We start from the raw sequence: 21,312 nt of genomic DNA on the forward strand, positions 1-21,312 counted from the left end.
GCAGAAAAGGGATGCACATGGTTTCGGAATCTGAATTTGGTTCAGCGGCTGCGGGGATGCAGCCCGCACCCGACGCGACGATTCTGCGCGGCGAGTCGACCGCATCCCAAGCTGGTCGAGGCCGGGACGGTGGTTCGAAGGTCACCGGTGTCGGTATCGCGTTCGATGTGCTGGCGGTCGGCATCGCGGCCGGCGTGTGCTGGTGGCTGAGCGAGAACATTCCACTGACGGTCATTGTCGGGCTCGAGGTCGCCATTTTGGTGTTCTTCGTCTGGCGCATTGTTGGCACGACCCCGGGTAGCATCCTGGCGCGTATGGCCTTCGGCGTGGGCGCAGCTCCGGCCGTATCGGAAGACGAGACGCAGCTTGCGGTGCGGCGCGTGAGCGATCGTGGTTTTGCGGATGCGGTCCCGCAGCTGCCGTGGACCCCGGCTTCGCCTTCGGTACCGCACCAGGCCCCTGTCCAGTTTGAGACCGCAGCAGAAGCGCCTGTGGACCCCCAGCAGGCTGCGCAGCAGCCGGGTTACCCGGGCCAGCCTGGTCCTTCAGGCGAGCACGAGTTCGCGGCACACCAGGGTCACCAGAGCCAGCAGCCACATGACCTCGCCCCGCAAGACCACCCACAGGCACACGGCGGCATGCAGGCACCGGTGCCGCAGCAGGTCTACGGCCACGATCCGCATCCCGAATACGGACAGTACGACGGCCAGCAACCTGGTTACCCACAGCAGGGCAACCAGCAACAGGCCCACCAGCAGCCGTGGCACCCGCAGCAGGCTGCCCCGCAGGCAGGATTCCCTGGAGGTATGCCGCAGCACGGTGGCCCGCAGCCGGGCATGCCGCAGCAGGGTGGCCCACAGCACGACGCCACGCAGTTTGGCACCCCGCAGCACGACACACGAAGCACGCCACAGCAGGCTGCCGCTCCGTCCGCACCAACGCGTCTGCCGCAGGAAGCACCGCTCCCCTCGCCCGTCTCCGGCGCCGAACCCCAACAGCACCGCGTCGTGGAGTTTGACGCAACCGCATCCGCCCAGCCCGAAACCGCATCCGCGGCCAACATCGCCGCCGCCCCGCAGCAAACCCAGGCTGCCGACCGCACACCCATCGTGGTGCTGCCCAATGGCGAGCGCATTGCCCTGCACGGGGCGCTCCTGGTCGGCCGCAAGCCTCGCCCCGAGCACGATGAGATTCCCGTCACGCTTGCCGATGACGCGCGATCGATCTCGCGTTCACACCTGATGATTGTGCCGGATGCGTCGGGAGCCTCGGTGCGCGACCTCGGTTCCGCAAATGGCACACGCGTGCGGCGTGCGGGACAGGAACACCTCGTCACCGCGAATACGGACTTCCGCCTGGAACTGGGCGATGTGATCTGCCTGGGGCGCTTCGAACTCGAGCTCCAGTAGCTCAAGCCACCTACGAGTTGCGGCCGACTTTGCACAGCTCCACGCACGGTTAACGACCAAAGTCGGCCACAACACCCATGGACCGACACCGTTACGGCCGACTTTGCACAGCTCCACGCGCGGTTAACAACCAAAGTCGACCACAGCGCCCCTGGACCGACACCGCCGCGACACCCCAGTTCGCCTGCGCAAGCCGCGCACGAGTTGCGGCCGACTTTGCACAGCTCCACGCGCGGTTAACAACCAAAGTCGACCACAGCGCCCATGCAAGGTCGACGCCCTAATACGGGCGGGCAGGGATGCACCCGAGGGTCCGGAAAACAGGCGAGGGGCGAGACGTATTCGTCTCGCCCCTCAGCATCTGCTGAAGCAATTAGCCACCGAAGCGGTTTGCACCCTTGCGGTCAGTTGCGTTCATGTCCATAGCGGTCTCGCCCATGAGCTGGTTGAGCTTGTTCAGCGCAACCTTCATCTGTGCCATGGCGTTGTCCCACTGTGCACGAGCGTTCTGGTAGGCACCCTGTGCCGAACCTTCCCACTGTGCAACCATGCCGTTGAGCTGGGTCTCAAGGCCGTCGAGGGTGTTTTCGATGTTCGAGTTGCCCTGCGAAAGCTGCTGCTGGGCCGACTCCATGGTGCCGTAATTTACGCGAATGTCCACGGTGATCTTCTCCTAGTTCCTAGTCTCGTAGGGCTTAGGCGCCCGGGTAGCTGAAGTTAACGAGGCCAGCTTCTTCCTGGTTCGCCATCGCCGAAGCGCGGTCGTCGTCAGTGCTGGTGATGTCGGCCTGGGTTCCGCGGAGGTCCGACGAGAACTGGTCGAGAGTCGAAATGATCTTCTCTGCGTTCTCGCTCCAGCTGCCCATGGCCGACTGGAATGCGTTTGCAGCGGCACCCTGGAACTGAGGACGGATTGCTTCCATCTCGCCCTGGAGACGCGAGACGATGCTCGAAAGGTTCTGGCGTGCGTCGTCGGCGGCCGAAGCACCAGCTTCAATGGCGCCTTCGCCGGTAAAGGTTTGCGACATGATTCACCTCAAATGTTTGTGTTGCGTTCAGTGTCAATGTTGTTCAAGCAGAACACGGGAAGTATACGAATCGAATGTGACATGTCTAACCGCATTCTATTCAAATACGAAATGTCCACCAAAAGTATTACAGGGGGTTGACAACCGCGTGTTTATGCGGATTTACGCCGAGCCATAAGCACAACGGCAATAATCAAAATGACCAATAACGCAGCACCCGCAACAATTCCGATAATGAGCGTTTGCGAGCCGTTAACTGAATTCCCAGGTTCACTGCGATTCCCAGATTCTGACTTATCTGCAGGCGCATTGAAATCACCGTGCGATTGCCAATAGTCAGCATCAGGAGCTGTGCCAACAAGGTCCTTCTTGTCGGCCGGAATCCATTCAATTGCATTTGGGTTGATGCCCGCATCCGGGCGGTAGTTCTTCGCCTCGCCTTCATAGGCCGGAAGACCGTCGAGGATGTCGTTGACGCCAAGCCAAGGATCATCGGTCGGATAGTCCGGCTTCTTCCAGAACGGCGGCTCGTCTGGATACTGCATCGGGTCAGCAGCCATGAAGGCCAACGGATCGATAACACCAAATCCGGTCGTCGAGTCGTGCTTCGAGAGATCCGGATTTCCACCCACGGTGTTCCGCGCGAGCGACTGCATCAATTGGTGACCGGATGCATCCGGATACTTCTGCATACCGAGAGCGAGCGTGCCGGCCGCGATTGGCGATGCCAACGAGGTACCGTCCTGGAACTCGAGCGAGTTCGTCGATGGTGGTCGAACAACCAGACCGACTCCTGGAGCTGCTAGCGAGAGGTTTTCACCGTGAGCACTCCACTCTGGCACGGCCCGGGATTTGTCGTGGGCGGTAATCGCCGCGGTGCCGGGCTCACCACCATAAGCCACGACTCCATTGTTACCGGCCCCCTGAAAGAAGGGAATGTCACGCATGGCCAGATATGCCACGCTCGTGAAGTCCATCGAGTTAAAGGACGAGCTGATGATGTCCGCACCGAGGTCATCCGCTGCCAGTGCCCTGCCCGACACACTGTGCGCCGTGTCGGGACAATCGCCATTGAGCTTGTCATCGCTGGTCAGCTGACCCTGGAACACAATGAGTTTTGCGTCTGGGGCGATGCCCTGGATCTTGCCTTCGCCGCCCTGGCCGACAAGCATCGACGCGACCATAGTGCCGTGATCGTAGAACTTGCGTTCCACCGGAATCTGGCAGTCTTCCGGCAGCGGAATGTACTCGATGTTGGCACCCTGCAGGTCTGGCGAGTCGAGGTTAATGCTCGGTTCGGTGATCGCGATGGTGATGCCCTCACCCGTGAACCCCTCGGCGTGTAGCTTGTCGTAGCCGAACGCCTTGATGTGCCAGTTCAGTGCGGCTTCGGGCGACTGTTCTTGCGCACTCGCAGGCACCGCGGGCGAGACCGCCGCGATCCCTACAGCGGACAACACGGCAGCGCCGAATCCCGCGACGATTTTGCGCAGTGGATGCGGGAAATTTCGTTTCATCATGTTCCTTAACGACGTCTGCCGCCACCTCAAATTGAGGCAGCGGCAAACGTAACTAACTAGTACTTACCAGCGGCTGTCATCCTGTGTGGCAACTTCGATAACGTCCTTCGTGACCCGGCCCGAGCGGCCCGCCTCACCGAGCTGCTTCTCGCCAGCGAGGTCGAAGAATTCCACTCCGGATGCGCCGTAGTTCGTACGCTTTTTTGCTTCCTTTTCGTCCTTGCCGGATCCAAGGCCACCCATGAGGCCGCCTGCCATGCCACCGCCACGGGCAGCGCCACCGGCTGCTGCAGCACGACCTGCCGCCGAAGCGCTACGGCCGGCGCCCGATCCGAGACCGAAGCGGCCCTTGCCGCTCTGCTTCGACTTGTTGTCGGCATTACCGTTTGCGGGTGCACCACCGGCCATGCCACCCAGCATGCCCATGCCACCGCGCGCACCAACGGCGCCAGCACCTGCAACACCAGAGCGGGCAGCGGCAGCAGCGCCGCCGGTCATGCCTGCGCGAGGTGCCGAAGCGGTACCGCCACGAGCTGCGCTGGCGCGTCCGGCGCTTGCAGCACCCAGGCGCCCCTTGCCCGACTTCTTGGACTTCTCATTGGCACCAGCAGTACCCGGTGCACCACCGGCCATACCGCCCATCATGCCCATGCCACCGCGAGCGGCACCGCCCACGGCACCGGCACGACCGGCGCCTCCGCCGACGCCCGGGCGTCCCGCAGCGGGCCCGCCGAGGCGACCCGAACGGGCGCTCTTCTTGTCGTTACCACCGGCTGCACCGGGAGCACCGCCAGCCATACCGCCCATCATGCCCATACCCATGCCCATGCCCATGCCACCGCGAGCGGCACCTGCAGCCGCGCCTGGCGCACCAGCAGCAGCACCAGCGCCAGCACCCATGGCGCCCATCGGCACCGAGCTACCGGCGCGAGCAGCACCGCCGAGTGCAAGCGCACCCGCACCTACGGCGCCTGCGGCACCGAGCGCACCAAGGTTGCCGCCAAGCGCAGCCTGACCTTCTTCAATGGTGCTGCGAAGCATCGGGTCGCGAGGCATCTGGCCCAGGCTTGGGTCAGCATTGACCCGGTAGCCACCCTGCAACGGGCCGTCACGGTTAATGTCACCGGGGTGGTACACATCAAATGGCCACTTGTCGATGCTTGGCAGCGGGTTCTTTGCTGGCACAACGCCCGGGTAGTCACCAACGCCGGCGTTTTCGTCGTAGCTAACCGAGTTCAGACCGCGTTCGATGGCCTGACGCACACGCTCGGCCGGCGTTAGCGTGCCATTGGTGCCAGTGCCGGTGTTGCGATCGCTAGGGATGCCGGTGCCATGGCCGGGGAACTTCGGTGTGGTGTCCGGGTTATTGGCATCGTCACCGTTCTGGTGCTTGTCCTTAGGCGCGACAACGTCAGGCAGCTGGCCTTCAGTCGTGTGCATGTCCTGACCAAGCTTCCGCAGCGCGGCACGTGCTTGACGTTCACGCTCGGCTTCGCGCGCTGCGGTAATAAATTCGAGGAATGCACTACCCGCCATGATTCCGACACCGGGAACAAGCACCTTGAGCGCGAGACCGAGGCCCTGCTCAAATGCGTTCGGCTGACCGCTCGGCAGCGACTGGTAGGCCGCCTGTGCCGCCTGGATACCCTGACGCCCAGTCTCGGTCGAGTCCTTCATCCGGAGCAGATCGAGCTGCGTCTCTTCAATCACGCGAGTCAGCTTCGATGCTGAATCGCGGATCGAAATGTCGGTGTCGCCACCGAACATCGACTCAATATCCTTGAGCTTGTCAAAGTCGCGTGCAGCATCTTCCAGACGCTCGGCAGCGTTGTCGAGTTCTTGCTTGTCCTGTTCAAATTGCGAAAGCTGAGCCTGCATGACCGCACTCAGCCGAGTTACGTAGACACCCATGATTTCTTCCTACCTGCTCGCTACTCGTAACTATCCGAGGTCTGCCGACTTGTTACCGTTCGGGTTGACCTTGGGCTCAGCGCCCGAAGGGGTACCGCTCGGCACGGTCATGCTCGGCGCACCCGACTGGTTTGCAGGAACTTCGTTGGCGGGCAGCTCAGTTGGCGGTACCACATCTGGACGACCAAGTTCCGGCGCGACAAGCTCCAGGAGTGGGTTGTCATCGAGGTTAAACATGCGCCGAACTTCGTTCAGCTGGTCGTACTTGTTGTTGCCGTAGCGGTCGAGGTGGTCGCCACCCACCGAGCTGATGCGCTCGTTGAACTTCGCACGACCGGCCTCGTCGGTGTTTTCGAACTCGTCCCGCGTGATCTGTACGTTCTGACGGAATTCCTCGATGGATTTCAGGATCCAAGCCAGCTTCTTTTCGAAATTCTCGGCGACCATGCTGGAGCGCTGGGTGACACCAGCAGTCTCGGGCATCGGTGCCCACTTGCCTGCGTTCTGACGTCCACGAACGTTGGTCACGTGCGTACGACCGGTGTTGGAGTGGTTGTGCGAGGAAGTCAGCTGGCTCTCAGCCCTGTCAATGCCAGCGTGCACCACTTCGGTTTGCTTGCTCACGATGCTCACTTTCCCAAGATTCTGGTGGGACCACCCGAAATTTCGGTACGGACCCGAGGTCATGCGCGAGCAGTTTTCCGAACAAAAGTTAACAAAATGGATACTTGAGGCAACGGTGACGCCGGTTTTTGCGGATGTCATCCGAAAGTTGTAGAAGCCCGGCAGTTCAGGGATGCACCCGAATTAGCGGGCAGCAATACGACGCGATTTACGGCGGCTCACGTAACCAGATGCATCCGGTAATAGGTGCGCGAACGCTAATTGGTAACGCACGCCTGCTGCGACTTTGAGGTCGCGCCGCCAGGCCCGCGAGTCCACACTTCGATGCAGTTCGATCCCGTAACCGCGGGGAACGAAATGCTCGTCTGGTCGGTCACATCAGTGTGCTCGGGCTGCCCGGCACGCGTGATGGTGAAGCCAAAGTGGGCGCCGTTTGTTGCCGGCAGCTCCGATGGTGCTTTCCAAGATGCCACCAGTTGGTCGCCTTCAATGACCACCTGGAGATCGCCCACACTCGGGACCTGTGCGGAAACGGGATCGGCGACCTTCGTCTCCGCTGGCGCATCCGGTGCGACCGTCCATCCACCGCCGCGGAATGCCACGAGCAGCGCAGCACCACCCACAACCAACGCCGCCAACACGGCAAAGAAGATGCCGAGTGCGGAAGGGCCACGCCCCGCGGAAACCATCGGCATTGCGCCGCCGGTCGTGTCCATTCGCCCAAAGGTCTGGCCCGTCGTGGTGTGCCGCGTACCCTGTTCTGAAAACTCGAACGATCGGTGGTTGGTCGTGCCACCGGTCGTTGTGTCGCTCGACACCACCGCAACCGGACGCAAGCGCGTGGCGTCTGGGTCGTCCGATGCCGCCACCGCAGCCCGAGCCGACACCGAGTCGCCAATTTCGCGAATTTCTAGCTCGGTTTCGGGGAGCCCGAGCGCCCGCTGTTGCCGCTGCAGCATCCGGCCAAAGTCCGCGGCGTTCGGGCGCTGCGCAGCCTCGCGGGCGAGGCCGCGCATCAACACCTCTTCGAGAGCCGGTGGCACGTCACGACGGCCAATCCCCCGCAGCTGACCTCCCATGACGCGCCCGATCAACGCACCACGCGAGTTGTCACCATTGAGAATCTCAAAGGGGGATGCACCCGCAAGCCAGGTCCAGAGCGTCGCGGCAAGCGAGAAGACGTCCTGCGCCGCACCCACTTCGGTCTCGGCCATGTGCACTTCGGGGGCCGCCCACGGAATCGACAGCCCGCCCTCACCGTGGCGCAACGGCATCCCGACCGCACCAGCAATACCGAAGTCGGTGAGCACCGGGCCACCAAACTCCGAAGTCAGCACGTTCGACGGCTTGACGTCTCGGTGCACGATGCCAACACCGTGCAGTGTTGCCAAAGCACCCGAGAGCACCACACCGCTGCGCAGCACATCAGCGACGGGCATCACTCCCCCGCCGCGCTGCCAGCGAGGCGGCTGGCAGAGTTCGAGCGCCATCCAGGTCGCCCCCTCACGGGTACGACCAGTGGCATAGAGCGACACGATGCCCGGGTGCGTCGATACCTGCGCCAAGACGTTGGCCTCACGGCGCATCATCGCCTCGGCTTCGTATCCGACCCTGGGCCGCAGCACCTTGATGGCGACTTCACGCTCGGGTGACTGTTGCCGGTAACGGTGCACGTCGGCACTACCACCGCGCCCCATGTAGGCACGCCACTGGTAGCCCGGAATATCCGGACCGCGTCCGGGAGTTTCCGTGTTCAACTGACGCTCCTATTGCTCCGTGCTTGGTGGTTCGGCGCCCGATCGCTTGCTGCGCCGTTGGCGGCGCTGTTCACGCTGCGAACGTTTCGCCGCCCGCTCGCGATACTTGCGACGCCCAATCGTTCGCCAGGATAGTCGCGCTCGGTAGCGTTCCCACACACTCGCCGGCATGAGCGCCTGTCGCAGCGCCTGCTCTGCCTGCCACGCGTGCGCGACCTGCGCATCCGATACGGCAACGCCCGAGAACTCGGCCGCGCCTACCTGACGCGCAAGCGCCACGCCGGCACCGTTGAGATCGCGCTGGGCCTCCATGATTTCGGCACGTTCCAGGACCGTACTCGTCGAGTTACCCAACTCCATACCGGTGTCATTGGCGTAATCCGAGGCTTCAAGCCAGGCATTGCGCACGCCCTCACGACCGCCCTCGCGCTTGCGCTTTCGGCGACGCCAGAGCTTGTACAGCGGCACGCCAAGCAGCGGCAAGAGCAGCAACAGGCTCAGTGCCGTGGCACCACCCACGGCGAGCCACGGGAACTCAACCGGTGGCTGCACCGGGTCATCGGGTTCGCGGTCACGGTGCTGCGCCGGCAACTCCGGCGGCTCACGCGGCGGCTCTGGCGGCTGCAACACCTGCGGCTGCGGCACCGACTTCGGTTCGGGCATCTCGGTTTGCGGTGTCTGGTCTTTCGGTGGCGTTGGGTCAAATGGCACCCAACCGGCACCCTGGAATTGGATTTCTACCCAGACGTGCACATCGTCGCCGGTGATCTTCTGCGGGCCCTCACCGTAACTCTTCGGGTACGCGCCCATGACCACGCGCGCGGGCATCCCGAGCGATGTTGCGGCCATGGCCATGGCGGTGGCGTATTGCTCATCGTCGCCAACCATCTGTTCGCCTTCGAGCAATTCGTTGATACGCCCCGAGCTGTGGCCCGGACGAGACGGCGCCTGCGTGCCATTGGCGTAGAACCCGGTCTCGCGGAAGTACCGCTCAAGCGCGCGGGCACGATCCAGCGGCGAGGTCGCTTTCAGCGTGATATCCGCTGCCAACGAGGCAATCTCATCCGGTACGCCCTCATAGCTAGCGACCGGGTCGCCACCAAGACCGCGCCCCGAAAGCTGACCTTCGTTCCACTTCGGTTCGTTCCACCCCTGCATCGTGTAGTGCAGCGGCTTCGGCACGGATGCGGTGGTCATTGCCGTCTGCAAGTCACGGTCGTAGAACAGCGCGGCCGCGACCTCCGGCGACTCCAATCGCACGCCTTCCAGGTGCCCGACCGTTGGAATCCACGCGTTCATTGGTTCATTGAGCTTGACGATGACGTCATAATCCTGCCGAACGCCCGGATCGACATCACTCTGAGCCGGGGCGATAACCTCGCCCACCTGGAAGAACCCGGCGGTCGATTCCTCAGGTGGGGCGATTCCCCAGCGCACACCGTCGTATTGGTTCATCGTGGCAAAGCGAACGCGCGCACCGTTTGGCAGTCCGGCCACGGTCATGAGCTCGGCATCGGCAAGATCCGCACTCAGGTGTCGGAACTGCTCGAGCGGGGTCGGCAGGTCGTGAACGTCCAGCGGCGGGGCGATGTAGTCACGCAGCACGTGTCGAGGCTGTCCGGCACCCCAAATCGGCACCAGCAGGCCCGCAATCAGGACGCCCACACCGAGCGTGCCCACCACACCGAGCAGCTGACGCAACCACGGCACCGCCACGCGTCGGCTGCCCATGCTGGTGCGGTCAGTGGTGCGCTCCGTAACCGAGAGCATCCCGGCACCGGTGGTTTCGCCAACCTGTCCCTTGACCGCATCCCGAGCTTCACGACCGACAACGATTTCTTCACCGCGACTGCGGCGATCCCAAGCAGCCCCGAGCGCCCACCAAATCGCGACGAGCGCCGCGAAACCGGCACCCCACCACAGCGCGAACGGCGCCACCGGCACCGACCAGGCCGCACCGATGACGTAGTTGCCAACGACCGGCAAGGTCGCGAACAGCCAACGCCCGCGGAACGCCAAATGCGCTGCCGCGAACGCCAGCACGAACGACACCAAGAACGGCAAGACCGTTGGCCCGGTGAACGTCGCCGCGGGTGGTACCAGTGTGAGCAGGTCCTTCCACGAGTGGATGATCTGCACCGCGAGCAACTGCAATGTGTCCGCGGTTGGGAAGCCGGTGGCAGTCAGCGTTCCCGGCAGCGCAACGAGCCCACCGAGCGCGAAGTAGACCACCACGCCAACGCTGAGGGTCAACCACCAGCGCCAGGCAAACATCGCGTGGGTCAGCGCGAGCATGAGTCCGAGCAGCACTCCCGCGATCGCCCCACGCAGGCCCACACCCTGCCCGAACACGGGCTCGTGAGCGAACACTGACGGGATGAGCATGGCCGCGATCAGCGCCAGTGAGCTCCAGAATCGTGCCGGTTGTTCTCGCAGCATGCGGTGTTCGCGCCAGCGCTGCCAGACCGAACCGGTGTTCGTCGGGCGCGCCGACCGGCGAAAACCGGCAGGCATCGAGGTGTCGCTGCCCCGATCACGCCAAAACTTGCGTGTGCTCATGCGCCCACCGCCGCCGAAACTTGCCGCAACTGCTCGAGTGTGCTCATGGTGAACATGGGTGCGCCGTCAAGCTGCGTGCGCTGCACACGTCCAGTGGTCGTGGCGCGGATGCACATACCGGTGGCAGAGAGCGGTACCGCACGCAGGGCGCGCACGATGGCGTCATCGGCAACTTCAGTACCCGTAACAATGGTCAACGCCGAGACCTGCGGGGCCTCGCGAACGGCTGCCAACACGAGCGCATCGAGTTCGCGGTCTTCCGCCACCTGCGCCTCGGGATCGGTGACGCACTCCACCGCCGTAACCTCGTCGAGGAACCGGGTTGGGGTCGACATTGGTAGCTGTTCTGGACCACACCACACCGCGACCTCGCGGTCGAGCATGATGCCTTCCACACCGTACGATGCACCAATCGAGAGCGCGAGCTCGCTGGCCGGTTGCGGCCGCTCGCCCGGCTTCGGCGAGGACATCTTTGCCGGGTCGGGGTACGACGCCATGCGGGTATCGATAATGATGACGTGCTCGGAGCGACGGGTTTCTTCGAACTGTCGCACCACCAAGCGCTGGTGTTTCGCGGTCGTCGGCCAGTGCACGTGGCGTCGGTCGTCGCCGGGCTGATAGTCGCGCAGCGCGTGGAAGGCGACGTCCGATGGCGAAAGCGTTTCGCTCTGCACGCCTTCGATGTCGCGCAGCAGACCGGTTGCGTCGTATCCGGGCACCAGCGTTGCCGGATGCACGTAAATCAGTTCGCGTCCGGAAAGTACCGTGTCGCGGCTAATGAGCCCGACCGCATCCGTACGACTTGCCGTTGCCGGACCGAGCGCGAGCACCTGTCGCTTTTCAGTGGGAATAAGGAAAGGTTCACGCCAAGTTTCGCCGGGTGCCAGGCGCGGCACCAAGAACGATGCGCGAAGGTCACCAACCGGCACATCGACCACGGCAGCCGAGCTGCCGCGCTTGCCCGCGGTGACCACGAGCTCAGCAACGCTCACTTTGCCGACCACGATGCGCTGCTGCTGCGTTTGTACTTCGACGGTGAAGGTCACCGGGCGCAGCACGACCACGAGGGCGACCACCATCGCAACCAGCGTGATAACCGCAGCCGCCGCGGCGCCCTGCCATCCCCATCCAACTGCCAACACCGACGCAACCACGAGGGCAGCAACAGCAGCCCACCCGGCCGGGTGAACGACAAACCGGCGAGTGAGCTCCTGCGAATCAGGGCGGCGAATCACGCCTCACCCTGTGCGGGTGGGACGACCTGCGAAATCGCTTCGTCGAGCACCTTGGCAGCGGTCATGCCCGCAAACTGCGCGTCGGGATCCATGACGATACGGTGTGCCCAAACCGGCTGCGCGAGCGCCTTGATGTCATCGGGCAGCACATAGGCGCGGCCCTGCGCTGCCGCCCAAACGCGGGCGCAGCGGGCCATACCGATAGCACCACGAATCGAAATACCCAGGCGTACGTGGGCAGAGTCACGGGTGGCCTCGGCGAGGCTCGCGATGTAGCCGGCGACGGCCCGGTCGGTGTACGTATTTGCGGCGGCCTCAGCCATGCGCATCACGGTCGGACCATCAACCACCGGGTGCAGACGCTTCGAGCGGTCGGGCTGGGCAGCACCGTCGAGCACCTCAACAAACTGCTCGTGCGGCGGGTAACCGATCGAGGTCTTCATCAAGAAGCGGTCCAGCTGTGCTTCCGGTAGGCGGTACGTACCGGCCTGCTCAACCGGGTTCTGCGTTGCGACCACCATGAACGGTTGCGGTGTCGCGTACGTGCGACCATCGACCGTCACCTGGGCTTCTTCCATCACCTCAAGCAGTGCCGACTGCGTCTTCGGCGAGGCACGGTTGATCTCATCGGCCAGCACGATCGAGGCAAAAATCGGTCCGTGGTGGAAGTTCCAGTCGCCGGTCTTCTGGTCGTAGATGGTGACACCGGTGATGTCCGAGGGCAGCATGTCGGGGGTGAACTGGATACGCGAGTGCGGCGCGTTTACCGCGGCAGCAATCGCACGCGCGAGTGCCGTCTTTCCGGTGCCCGGTGCATCCTCAAGCAGCAAGTGACCCTGCGCAAACATGCAGGTGAGTGCCAATCGCACCACATGCGACTTACCCAGAAGGGCTTCGCCGACCGTGTCGACGAGCGCGGCGAATGTCTTCGCAAATTCGCGGGCTTCCTGCTCACTGAGTGCCATTCGAGGGGTTCCTTTGTGTTGGGGTGTTCGTGCTCGTGCCGATTTACAAGCAGCTGAGTCGTGGATGGTTTTGGTCTTGCGTTTGGGTGGGTGGATGCGGTCCGGTTACGGCCGCGTCCGCTGCGGTCTATTTGAGATAACAGCTCACCTGCACGCTGCCCGACTGAATACCTTGTTCGAAGGAATTCGCGTCGGAGTAGTTCGTCTTCCAGCCGGTGTCGATGACTTGGCCCTCGCGGCCGTTGGCGGGAGGTTGGTTACCAAACTTCGAATTCTGGTAGACGCACTGAACGTTTTTGCCCGCAAATTGCGAGTTCGAGTACGTCAGCGAAACCGTGTGACAGCTCGGGTCTTTGTCGCCATCGGCACACTTCGTGAGGGAGACCTCGTATTCCACCGGAATCTCGACGACGACGGGTTCCCAACCGCCGCACGTGCCATCGTCATAACAAGCACGCACTTCAACGTCGATCCGGTCACCGGGAGCGCCCTGAACCGTAAAGGTGGATGATGCATGGCCGCTGAGACGGGCGTCGCCGATGACGTCGATCTTGGTCACTGGCTTACCGCGAGCCGCATCTTGCATCTCCACGGTAAACGTCACGACATGGGAAGTGTTCGTTGACCAATTGACGGTTGGCTTCGCCGGCTTCTCGAAGTACACACCCGAGGTAGTGACGGAGACCTGATCGGACTCGCGTTCCTGGCCGCCGTTCATCGCGACTGCCCGGAACTCCACAGTTGCCGGTTCCCCGAGATTGAAGCCGCTCAGGGTCATGCCGCTGCTATATCGCACCCAACCATTTGCGGGGTCATGCACCTGCAGCTCAATGTCAATATCACTGAATCCACCGCCACCGTTCGTTCGTGCCCCGGTGACTCTTACTTCACCAGGGCCAACGACGGCGGCCTGTGCACCCACCGGCGCATTCGGCGAACCGAGTGGGCGAACCGAATTGGTGTGCGCTCCTTCGGAAGGGCCGAACTCGGTGAACTGAACAACCTCCGCCGAGACGTCTTCGCCCAGCGGCACCTGGAACTCGACCTGCTTGACATCAGCACCAACGGTTTTCCAATCACCGTTCGTCAGCTCGACCCAGAACTCCTGCACCGGTCGTCCATTGCCGTCACCTGGCTTCCACGACACGACCACCGTTCCGGTGGAGTTATTTACATTCGCACCTTCGGTGATCGCCACATCGTTAACCGGTGCGGGCTTACCGAATGGCACTGCCTCACGACTGAGCGACGAAGATTCCGACGGCTTCTTGGCGCTATTGAACGCCTGTACCGAGGCGCGATAGGCCGTACCGTTCTGCAGCCCTGTGAACTGCACGCGCATTGGCTCGTCGGTAGCCGTGACCTTCTTCTGCTGCTCGCCCGGGTGCAGGGTCACCATGTAGTGCGAAACCGGGGAACCCTGCGAAGCCGTCGGTTGGATAATCACCTCTACCGCGCCATCCTTTGGCACCAGCTGCGGCGGTGCCGGCTGTTCCGGCTGCACGTCGATAAGTACCCCGGGCGACCATCCGGATGACTCCGAGGTGCCCATTTCGTTCGTGGCCGAGACCTGGAACTCGTGAGTGCTGCCGTTCTGCAGACCGGAAACCAAGCATTCGGTACCGGTACATTCGCTCGTCACACCGCCGCTGGTGCGGATAGTGAACTTCTGAATTGGCGAACCGTGGCTGTCACCGGGTTCAAACGTCACCTTCGCGGTACCGGGGCCAACCGGAGTGGCGCGCACATTGGTCGGCGGCGCTGGTTTGTCCTTCACGGTGAGCGTAACGGTGCCGCGCACCTGTCGCTCCGGGTCACCAGTCGCATCCTGCAGCGTGTAGCTGACCGTGAACGTACCGAGCATCTCCTTGCTCGGCGTTGCCGTCAGCGTCAATCCCTCAGCGTGCGCGGTACCCTGGCCGCGGTCGATGCTCGGCGAACCCACGATCTTCATTTCCTTATCGGGGAATGGGTTGATCGCGTACTTGCGAATATCGATCGTCTTCGTTTCACCGCGCTGCACATTCGTAATGGATGCGGGCGAAACCTGGATGAGCGGACGTGTCGACGCCTTTACGGTCACGGGAATGCCGCCGGTCACTTCGCCTTGCCCGTCATCAACACCGACTTCAATCTCACCGAGCGGACCGTAGTCGACGTTGTCGCGCAGCGTGACCGACAACTCGCATCCGCTGATCGTGACACCAAGTTCTTTCGGTGCCTTGATAACTCGGTACTTGAGTTTTTCTGACGGTGTACCGTCCGGGTCCTTAGCCATCTGGCACACATTCGCGACAACCGCGCTTTCGGCCACAGCTACCGAGAGTGGGGATGGCCGGAATACCGGCGGCTGGTTCGATTCGGTACGCACATTTACCGGCAAGACGATGCCGGCATTGAGCGTGCTGCGGTCTTGTTCGAGGTCGCCGTCGGCCACATCGAACGACACCGAAGACGTGCCGTTGAAGTCCTTGTCGGCGGTGATCTTGATGCGATCAGCATCGGATTCGATTGGCTCGACCTTGAGTCCTGGTGCAGTGGTGAGCGATGCCGGGTCAGGAATGATCGGGGCTCGGCCCGGGCGCACCATCACGTACTGGTTCAGTTCGAGCGTGAGCGACTGCCCGCCACGCATGGCGATCGGCACCATCGACGAGTTCACGCGCGGACGTTCCACCTCGCTACCCGGAACGGATACGACCGCGAAGCCTTCGAGTCCGTCCTGGTCCCGGACACCGTAAACAACCTGTCGGCGCTTTTCTTGCACATCGATGATGAGCGACTGGCCGTCAACGGTAACGCCCTCATCATCGCTAAACAGTTGGAGCGAGGCGCGGTCGCCATCGGGGTCAACGTCGTTGTCGAGCACCGAAACGCGTACTTGACTGCCCTGTTCATCGACCTGCAATTGCGAGACCAAGTCGTCGGCGGGCATCGGCGCGCGCAACGGCGCATCCTTTTGCACGTGCACCGTCAACAGGCTCGAATTCTTACCGCCACGCCCATCGGTGACATCGTATGAGGCCACGACTGCGCCCTCATCACCGGGCGTGGTCACGTTCATGAAGTTGTCGCGCACGCTCACGCGATCACGCTGGTCATCGGTAGCCCGGATGCTTTCGGACTCAATTCCGAGTGCGTCACCGTCTGGGTCGGAGTCGTTTGCGAGCACATCAACCGAGACCGTGCGGTTCGGGCGAACGCGCACCACGTCCGGTGCCGTGCTTGGCACCTGGTTGATCGCGCTCGGTGGCGCCACACCGACGCGTACGCGTGCGGTGGTCTGCTTACCGAAGCGGTCTTCAACGATGTAGCTGAAGGTGTCGGTACCCGAGGCATCCTTCGACGGGGTGTATTCAAGCCAGGCCGTGCCCGTCTCAACAACGCCCATTGCGGCAGCCTGCTGCACACCTACGAGGGCAACGGAGTCACCGTCAGGGTCGATACCACTAAGCGGGATGGGGATGCGTGTTTGTTGTCCGGCGACCGCGTAGGCGGTGACATCCTCGGGCTGCGGCGCGGTGTTGGCCCCTTCGGCGGTGTCAACGACCTCGATGGTCACCGTCGCAGTCGCGAGGTTTCCGGCATCGTCTTCAACGTTGTAGGTGAGCGTGTAGCTGCCCGGCTTGTCGTACGCGCGGAACCGAACTTCGTTGCCGGTCACGAACGCTGTTCCAGCATCGGCCGGAATGGAGTGTGACAGCTTCGGCTGCACGCGCAGCGGCAAGCCGTTCACGGAGCGGTCGTTCTCAAGCACGGCAACGCCACCGACATCACCCACGCGCACGCGCAAGCGGTCGGGTTCTGGCTGCGGCGGCTCAGCAGTGTCGGCCTGGCTGGTGGGCACCACCATGACTTCGGCTTCGGCCGATTGCTTACCGTTGGACACGGTGTAGCTCACCTTGACGGGCTCTTCGAAGGCCTGTCGCGACGTAAACCGCAGCAGGTGGTGATCGACCAGCGAGACCTGCACCGGCGCGTTTTCAGGCACGGTGACCGACTGCACCACGAGCACGGCACCGCTGGGGTCAAAGTCGTTATTGAGCACCGCCGAAAGGCTCGCACCACCGGTCGGCAGCAGGGCGATGTCGTCCTGGGCCACCGGCGGCGAATCGTTATCCCGTTCGAGCACGTCAATACGCACGATGCCCGTGGTCGAGCTCGGGCCGTCGGTCACCGTGTACGTGAGGTAGTAGGTGCCCTTCGCGCTCGAAATGAAGTCAAATGATCCGGTGTCAAGCGCCGGGGTGACCGAGGTTCCCGGAGGGGCTGCCGAGAGCGAAACCAGCGATAGCCGGTCGCCGTTCGCGTCGACATCGTTATCGAGCGGGCTCACCGTGGCCGTTTCGCCTTCGCGAACCACGACAAAATCGCCGTTGGCCTTGGGTCGGATGTTGTCCGTGCCGCGCACGTCGAGGTTGATCGTGCCCTCGCGCGACTTGCGACCATCGGACATCTTTACCGTGAGCTGCACCATGCCCGGTGTTGACCCGACATCGGTGATCCCGATCGTGCCTTCCTGTCGGAAACGCACCTGGATGCCTTCGGGTGCCTTGACGTCTTCGAGGAAGAACATGTCGCCGTCAGGGTCGACCCAATCCGGCATGACGTTGTACTCGGTGGTCGCTTCGGCACCAAGCACCACCTTCGGCACGCGCCGCTGTTCGGGTGCTTCGTTCTGCTCCCAGGGGTGCACGTCCAAGGTGACCTTTGCGGTATCGGTGCCACCACGGCCATCCGCTGCCTGATACACGAACGTGTGCTTGCCCGAAGCGCTATCGGGTACTTCTGCCTGCAGCGCAGCTCCACCACGGGATGCGTTGACTTGAATTCCCGCCGCAGGTTCCGTCACGCTCGCGGTCAGCAGGTCACCGTCGGCATCGGAGTCGTTCATGAGCACCGGCAATAGGTTGGATGCACCGGGACGGACACCGAATTCGTCGTCGTTGGCAACCGGCGGTTTGTTCTCGGTATTGCGGTCGGGGTCGGCGACTTCGTCGCTGGTCTGCGGGGAGTCTTCGCGCTCTTCGTCGGCCTTAATCTCCGACTCGATTTCTTCCCAGTTATCGATGAGCACCATCTTGTCGTTCGGCAACCAGACCGAACCCTTACCGGTGTCGTTGAGCACGATCACGTCGCGGTTGACGCGGAACACCGGGGTCTTCGCTTCCATCAGCGATTCGACGTGCATCGACTCGGTTTCGGTGTCGTTGTCGCACCACCGCAAGAAGTTGCCGCTGCCTGCCCAAGCACCGTAGCTGCATCCACCGTGCTGCACGGGCGCCGCAGCCAGACCCGGAGTCGGCTGCTTCAACGCCATCGATACTTGCTGACCACTGTCGAGGTCGATTTGGAAGAGGTTGGCACCGTCGGCCAGCACGACATAGTCGGACTTGCCCGAAGGCTGCTGCAGCACGATGTCACTATTGGGGGCATCGACCTGCTTACCGCTGGGCAGGTGGATTTTTGCGGTAGTGCGGTCGATAACAACGGGCTTGTCCCCCACCACGGTGAACTGCACGTCTCCCGTCGGCGATACGCCGTCAATCTGGGTGAGCGATGTAGCGTAACCCGCACCTTCGGGGGTCACGGTGGCGAGCTGACCGGTCTCAGGCGAGAACCCGAAGATCACGCCGTCGGCATTTGCCGTGAGTTTGCCGCCTGGAAGGCGGGTGGTTTGTGCGGTTTCGGCGGTGAGCGGCATGCTGCCCGACTCGGATGCCGGCATAACCCAGAACTCGCCACTTTCGCGGTTGAGGACTGCGGAGCGGTTACCGCCCTGAACGACTTCGGCTTCGAAGTCAAAGGTGGATGCGGTGCTCAGCGCGGTGGTAGCCACGTTGACGGTGGCGACCGAGTTTGCGCCGGAGTCGTTAAAGACGACATCGCGTTCATGCTGCGAAATATCGAAGTCGCTCGAGGTGACCTGGAGCCCCGACTCGAGCGTGCGCGCGGGGTAGTTGAGGTGGCCGACGATGCCCTTTTCGGTGTTCGTCACCCAAACGCCACCCTCGTTGAGGTCGGTGCGGGCTTCTGGTACACCGGGGTGCAGAAACGCGGGGATACCGATGGCCAGGAGCAAGACAAGCCCAATTGCGATGTGGACTCGGTGGCGCAGCGACGTGATTCCGGCGACAAGCCAGTTCCGCGCTGCGGTTACCCACGCCCGGATCCGATTCACGAATGCGCGCCTTTCTATATGTCGTTCCGCTAGCAACTCGGAAATCTATCAGCAAGTTGTGTCTTGCGATCTTCTACTTCAGGTTGATTTTTTGCCCCGACATTTCAAATTTAAGACTGAGGTGGCCTTCATCCCCTATCGTGATCGCGAATTGTCCCGGACGTCCCAAAGGAGCCAAGCGTGATTAACGCTTTCGACTCGAGCAACTATGCAAAGGAACTGCTCGATCTGCAACAGCAAATGGAAGAAGCGCAAAAGCAAGCGTTTGATTCGATGCGCGAAGTTATTGCATACCGTCTATACGGCGGTGCCGCAGCAATGTGGGATGACGAAGAAGTTGTCTACGTGGCCGTCAACGAACAGGGCGCTCCCGCAGAGATCCGACTGGCCCAGGACTGGGACGATGAATACACCGTTGCCGAGGTTGTCGAGGTCGTTGCCGTGCTGGCACGACGCCTCGAAGCGATCCGCGTCGAGCGCGCCAAGGCACACATCGCCGACTACCCCGAGGACTTCGAAGCGATTACTGATGCACACGTACAGGAAGCCTTTAACGATGTGCAGCCTGGTGCAACGGTCAACCTCAACGACATTGAGGGAGAAGCCATCGACGCCAGCCACCGACTGACCGAACTTCAAGAAGAAGTTAGCGCCGCGAAAGCTGCTGGATTCGACTCGCTCGATGAGGAACGCCCGGTGTCACTTATCGTGATGGCTGGAATGCTTGTCGGCGTTCGACTCAACCCAGAATTCATTAACCGTTCAACGACCGTTCAAATCAATGCGGCAATCGCCGAAGAAATTAGTCGCGTGAATTCCGGCGAAGAGGTTAATGACAATTCACTTGCTTCGCGTTTGGCCGCTACCAAATCGAATGCAGAAGCGCTCGCAGCAACACTGCGCGCGCAGCGAATGACCGGGTCAAATCCCTTTGGCAATAACTAAGGAACTGGCACAGCATGAATGAGCAACTCCAGCAGCGAGTAAACAACCACCAGGTATTTAGGTCGAGTGACAAGCAGGAAGCCAATTTCGCTGACGCCGCACGTGCGGCAGCGGAACGCCCTGCGCAACCAGAAGCTTCCGAGACCGTGGCCCCCAGCGAAGCTGGTGCAACGGGCACAAGTGCCGGCGGCAATGGCGGCATGAGCGTTGACGGTGCCGTTCCGGGCGCAATCAAGAAGGACCACGGCTCGGAATCGGGCGGTGCTGGTGGCGGTGCCGAAGGTGCCGGCAGCGGCGGCGGTGCCCCGTCGGGCGGCAAGTCGGATGCACCAAAGGCAGAGGACAAGAAGGACAACGCTGCGGACAGCGACACCACTTCGGGTATCGCTAGCGAGGGCAAGGACACGACGGTTACGAAGTCTGACGATCAGTCCACGAGCGACTCGACGCCTGACCTGCCAGATTTCAAGTCGAACAACGATGACGACATTGCCATGAACGCGACAGAATCCGGCGACGGCGACCAGATCATCATCACCGGTGACAACAACGTCATCATCATGCCGCCAAGCAAGGATGATGATGACGACGACGCATCGGATGCCACCACAGACGACAAGGACGGCGACTCGAAGAGCGGCGATGGCGACAGCGAGGACGGCGATGGACCGTCCGAGTCTGGCGACGGCGACCAGATCATCGTGTCCGGTGACAACAACGTCATCATCATGCCGAACGAAGACGGCGCCTACCCACCGGGACTCGAAGAATTTCTTGGCAACCTCGGCGGTAAGGACAAGGGCGGCCTGCCTGATCTGAGCGGCAACCCTGGCGGCACACCCGGCGGCGAACCAGGCGGCAACCCAACCGGTGCCGGCGACACTCCGGGTGGTATGCCCGGCGGTGAGCCAGACGGAAACCCAACCGGTGCCAGCGACGCTTCGAACGGAATGCCCGGCGGCGACCCAAGCGGCGACCCAAGCGGCAACCCAAGCGGTATGCCTGCAGCCACCGAAACGCAGCCACCAGCTGACCCGAACGCCGGTGGTGGCGGCACACCATCTGGTGCCGGTGGTGGCGGCACCCCGTCTGGTGGTGGCGGTGGCGGCACCCCGTCCGGCGGCGGCGGTGGCGGCACCCCGTCTGGTGGCGGCGGTGGCGGCACCCCGTCTGGTGGC

The 21,312-nt window shown here is 62.5% G+C and carries 12 protein-coding genes and 1 pseudogene; 3 read left to right on the forward strand and 10 right to left on the reverse strand.

Features of this window, described 5'->3' with window-relative positions:
• Positions 1-17 precede the first annotated feature (17 nt).
• Complete coding sequence (locus tag ZBI01S_RS07280) at positions 18-1,409, forward strand: FHA domain-containing protein (protein WP_066058512.1); 1,392 nt, start codon at positions 18-20, stop codon at positions 1,407-1,409.
• Positions 1,410-1,782: 373 nt separating this feature from the next.
• Here the strand turns inward: ZBI01S_RS07280 and ZBI01S_RS07285 are convergent, their stop codons facing one another.
• The 10 genes from ZBI01S_RS07285 to ZBI01S_RS07330 all read right to left on the reverse strand — a co-directional run bounded on the left by ZBI01S_RS07285 (position 1,783) and on the right by ZBI01S_RS07330 (position 19,189).
• Complete coding sequence (locus ZBI01S_RS07285) at positions 1,783-2,070, reverse strand: WXG100 family type VII secretion target (RefSeq protein WP_066058515.1); 288 nt, start codon at positions 2,068-2,070, stop codon at positions 1,783-1,785.
• 34 nt (positions 2,071-2,104) lie between these two features.
• Complete coding sequence (locus tag ZBI01S_RS07290) at positions 2,105-2,437, reverse strand: WXG100 family type VII secretion target (protein WP_066058518.1); 333 nt, start codon at positions 2,435-2,437, stop codon at positions 2,105-2,107.
• A 152-nt stretch (positions 2,438-2,589) separates the two neighbouring features.
• Positions 2,590-3,957, reverse strand: coding sequence for a S8 family peptidase (locus ZBI01S_RS07295; RefSeq protein ID WP_066058520.1), 1,368 nt, complete (start codon positions 3,955-3,957; stop codon positions 2,590-2,592).
• A 63-nt stretch (positions 3,958-4,020) separates the two neighbouring features.
• Entirely contained in the window at positions 4,021-5,868 is a 1,848-nt protein-coding gene (locus ZBI01S_RS07300; protein WP_066058523.1) for a hypothetical protein, read from the reverse strand.
• A gap of 30 nt (positions 5,869-5,898) precedes the next feature.
• The gene (locus ZBI01S_RS07305) at positions 5,899-6,492 is read right to left on the reverse strand and encodes a hypothetical protein (protein ID WP_159421448.1); all 594 of its coding nucleotides are present in this window, start codon (positions 6,490-6,492) and stop codon (positions 5,899-5,901) included.
• A 257-nt stretch (positions 6,493-6,749) separates the two neighbouring features.
• Positions 6,750-8,249 (reverse strand): serine/threonine-protein kinase, encoded by a 1,500-nt coding sequence (locus ZBI01S_RS07310; RefSeq protein WP_066058528.1) that lies wholly within the window; start codon positions 8,247-8,249, stop codon positions 6,750-6,752.
• A 9-nt stretch (positions 8,250-8,258) separates the two neighbouring features.
• The gene (locus ZBI01S_RS07315; RefSeq protein ID WP_066058531.1) at positions 8,259-10,808 is read right to left on the reverse strand and encodes a transglutaminase-like domain-containing protein; all 2,550 of its coding nucleotides are present in this window, start codon (positions 10,806-10,808) and stop codon (positions 8,259-8,261) included.
• Positions 10,805-12,043 (reverse strand): DUF58 domain-containing protein, encoded by a 1,239-nt coding sequence (locus ZBI01S_RS07320; protein WP_066058533.1) that lies wholly within the window; start codon positions 12,041-12,043, stop codon positions 10,805-10,807. Before ZBI01S_RS07320 ends, ZBI01S_RS07315 begins: the two co-directional genes overlap by 4 nt.
• Positions 12,040-13,008, reverse strand: a complete 969-nt coding sequence (locus tag ZBI01S_RS07325; protein ID WP_066058535.1) for an AAA family ATPase — start codon at positions 13,006-13,008, stop codon at positions 12,040-12,042. The genes ZBI01S_RS07320 and ZBI01S_RS07325 overlap by 4 nt, the downstream gene beginning before the upstream one ends.
• A 127-nt stretch (positions 13,009-13,135) precedes the next feature.
• Positions 13,136-19,189: an Ig-like domain-containing protein gene (locus ZBI01S_RS07330; protein ID WP_066058538.1), complete on the reverse strand. Its 6,054-nt coding sequence runs from the start codon at positions 19,187-19,189 to the stop codon at positions 13,136-13,138.
• 180 nt (positions 19,190-19,369) lie between these two features.
• Between ZBI01S_RS07330 and ZBI01S_RS07335 the strand changes: the two genes are divergently transcribed.
• Together ZBI01S_RS07335 and ZBI01S_RS07340 are read left to right on the forward strand one after the other, a co-directional pair.
• Positions 19,370-20,134, forward strand: a complete 765-nt coding sequence (locus ZBI01S_RS07335; protein ID WP_066058541.1) for a hypothetical protein — start codon at positions 19,370-19,372, stop codon at positions 20,132-20,134.
• Between the two features lie 14 nt (positions 20,135-20,148).
• Positions 20,149-21,312: pseudogene (locus ZBI01S_RS07340) on the forward strand (hypothetical protein); the annotation flags it as partial.

This window comes from [Zimmermannella] bifida NBRC 103089, from assembly GCF_001570925.1.
GTDB classification, from domain to species: domain Bacteria; phylum Actinomycetota; class Actinomycetes; order Actinomycetales; family Microbacteriaceae; genus Gulosibacter; species Gulosibacter bifidus.

Bases quoted from the DNA above. Each gene is read 5' to 3' on its own strand.
- ZBI01S_RS07280 (WP_066058512.1), top strand. From the start codon at position 18: ATGGTTTCGGAATCTGAATTTGGTTCAGCGGCTGCGGGGATGCAGCCC.
- ZBI01S_RS07290 (WP_066058518.1), bottom strand. From the start codon at position 2,437: ATGTCGCAAACCTTTACCGGCGAAGGCGCCATTGAAGCTGGTGCTTCG.
- ZBI01S_RS07295 (WP_066058520.1), bottom strand. From the start codon at position 3,957: ATGATGAAACGAAATTTCCCGCATCCACTGCGCAAAATCGTCGCGGGA.
- ZBI01S_RS07300 (WP_066058523.1), bottom strand. From the start codon at position 5,868: ATGGGTGTCTACGTAACTCGGCTGAGTGCGGTCATGCAGGCTCAGCTT.
- ZBI01S_RS07315 (WP_066058531.1), bottom strand. From the start codon at position 10,808: ATGAGCACACGCAAGTTTTGGCGTGATCGGGGCAGCGACACCTCGATG.
- ZBI01S_RS07325 (WP_066058535.1), bottom strand. From the start codon at position 13,008: ATGGCACTCAGTGAGCAGGAAGCCCGCGAATTTGCGAAGACATTCGCC.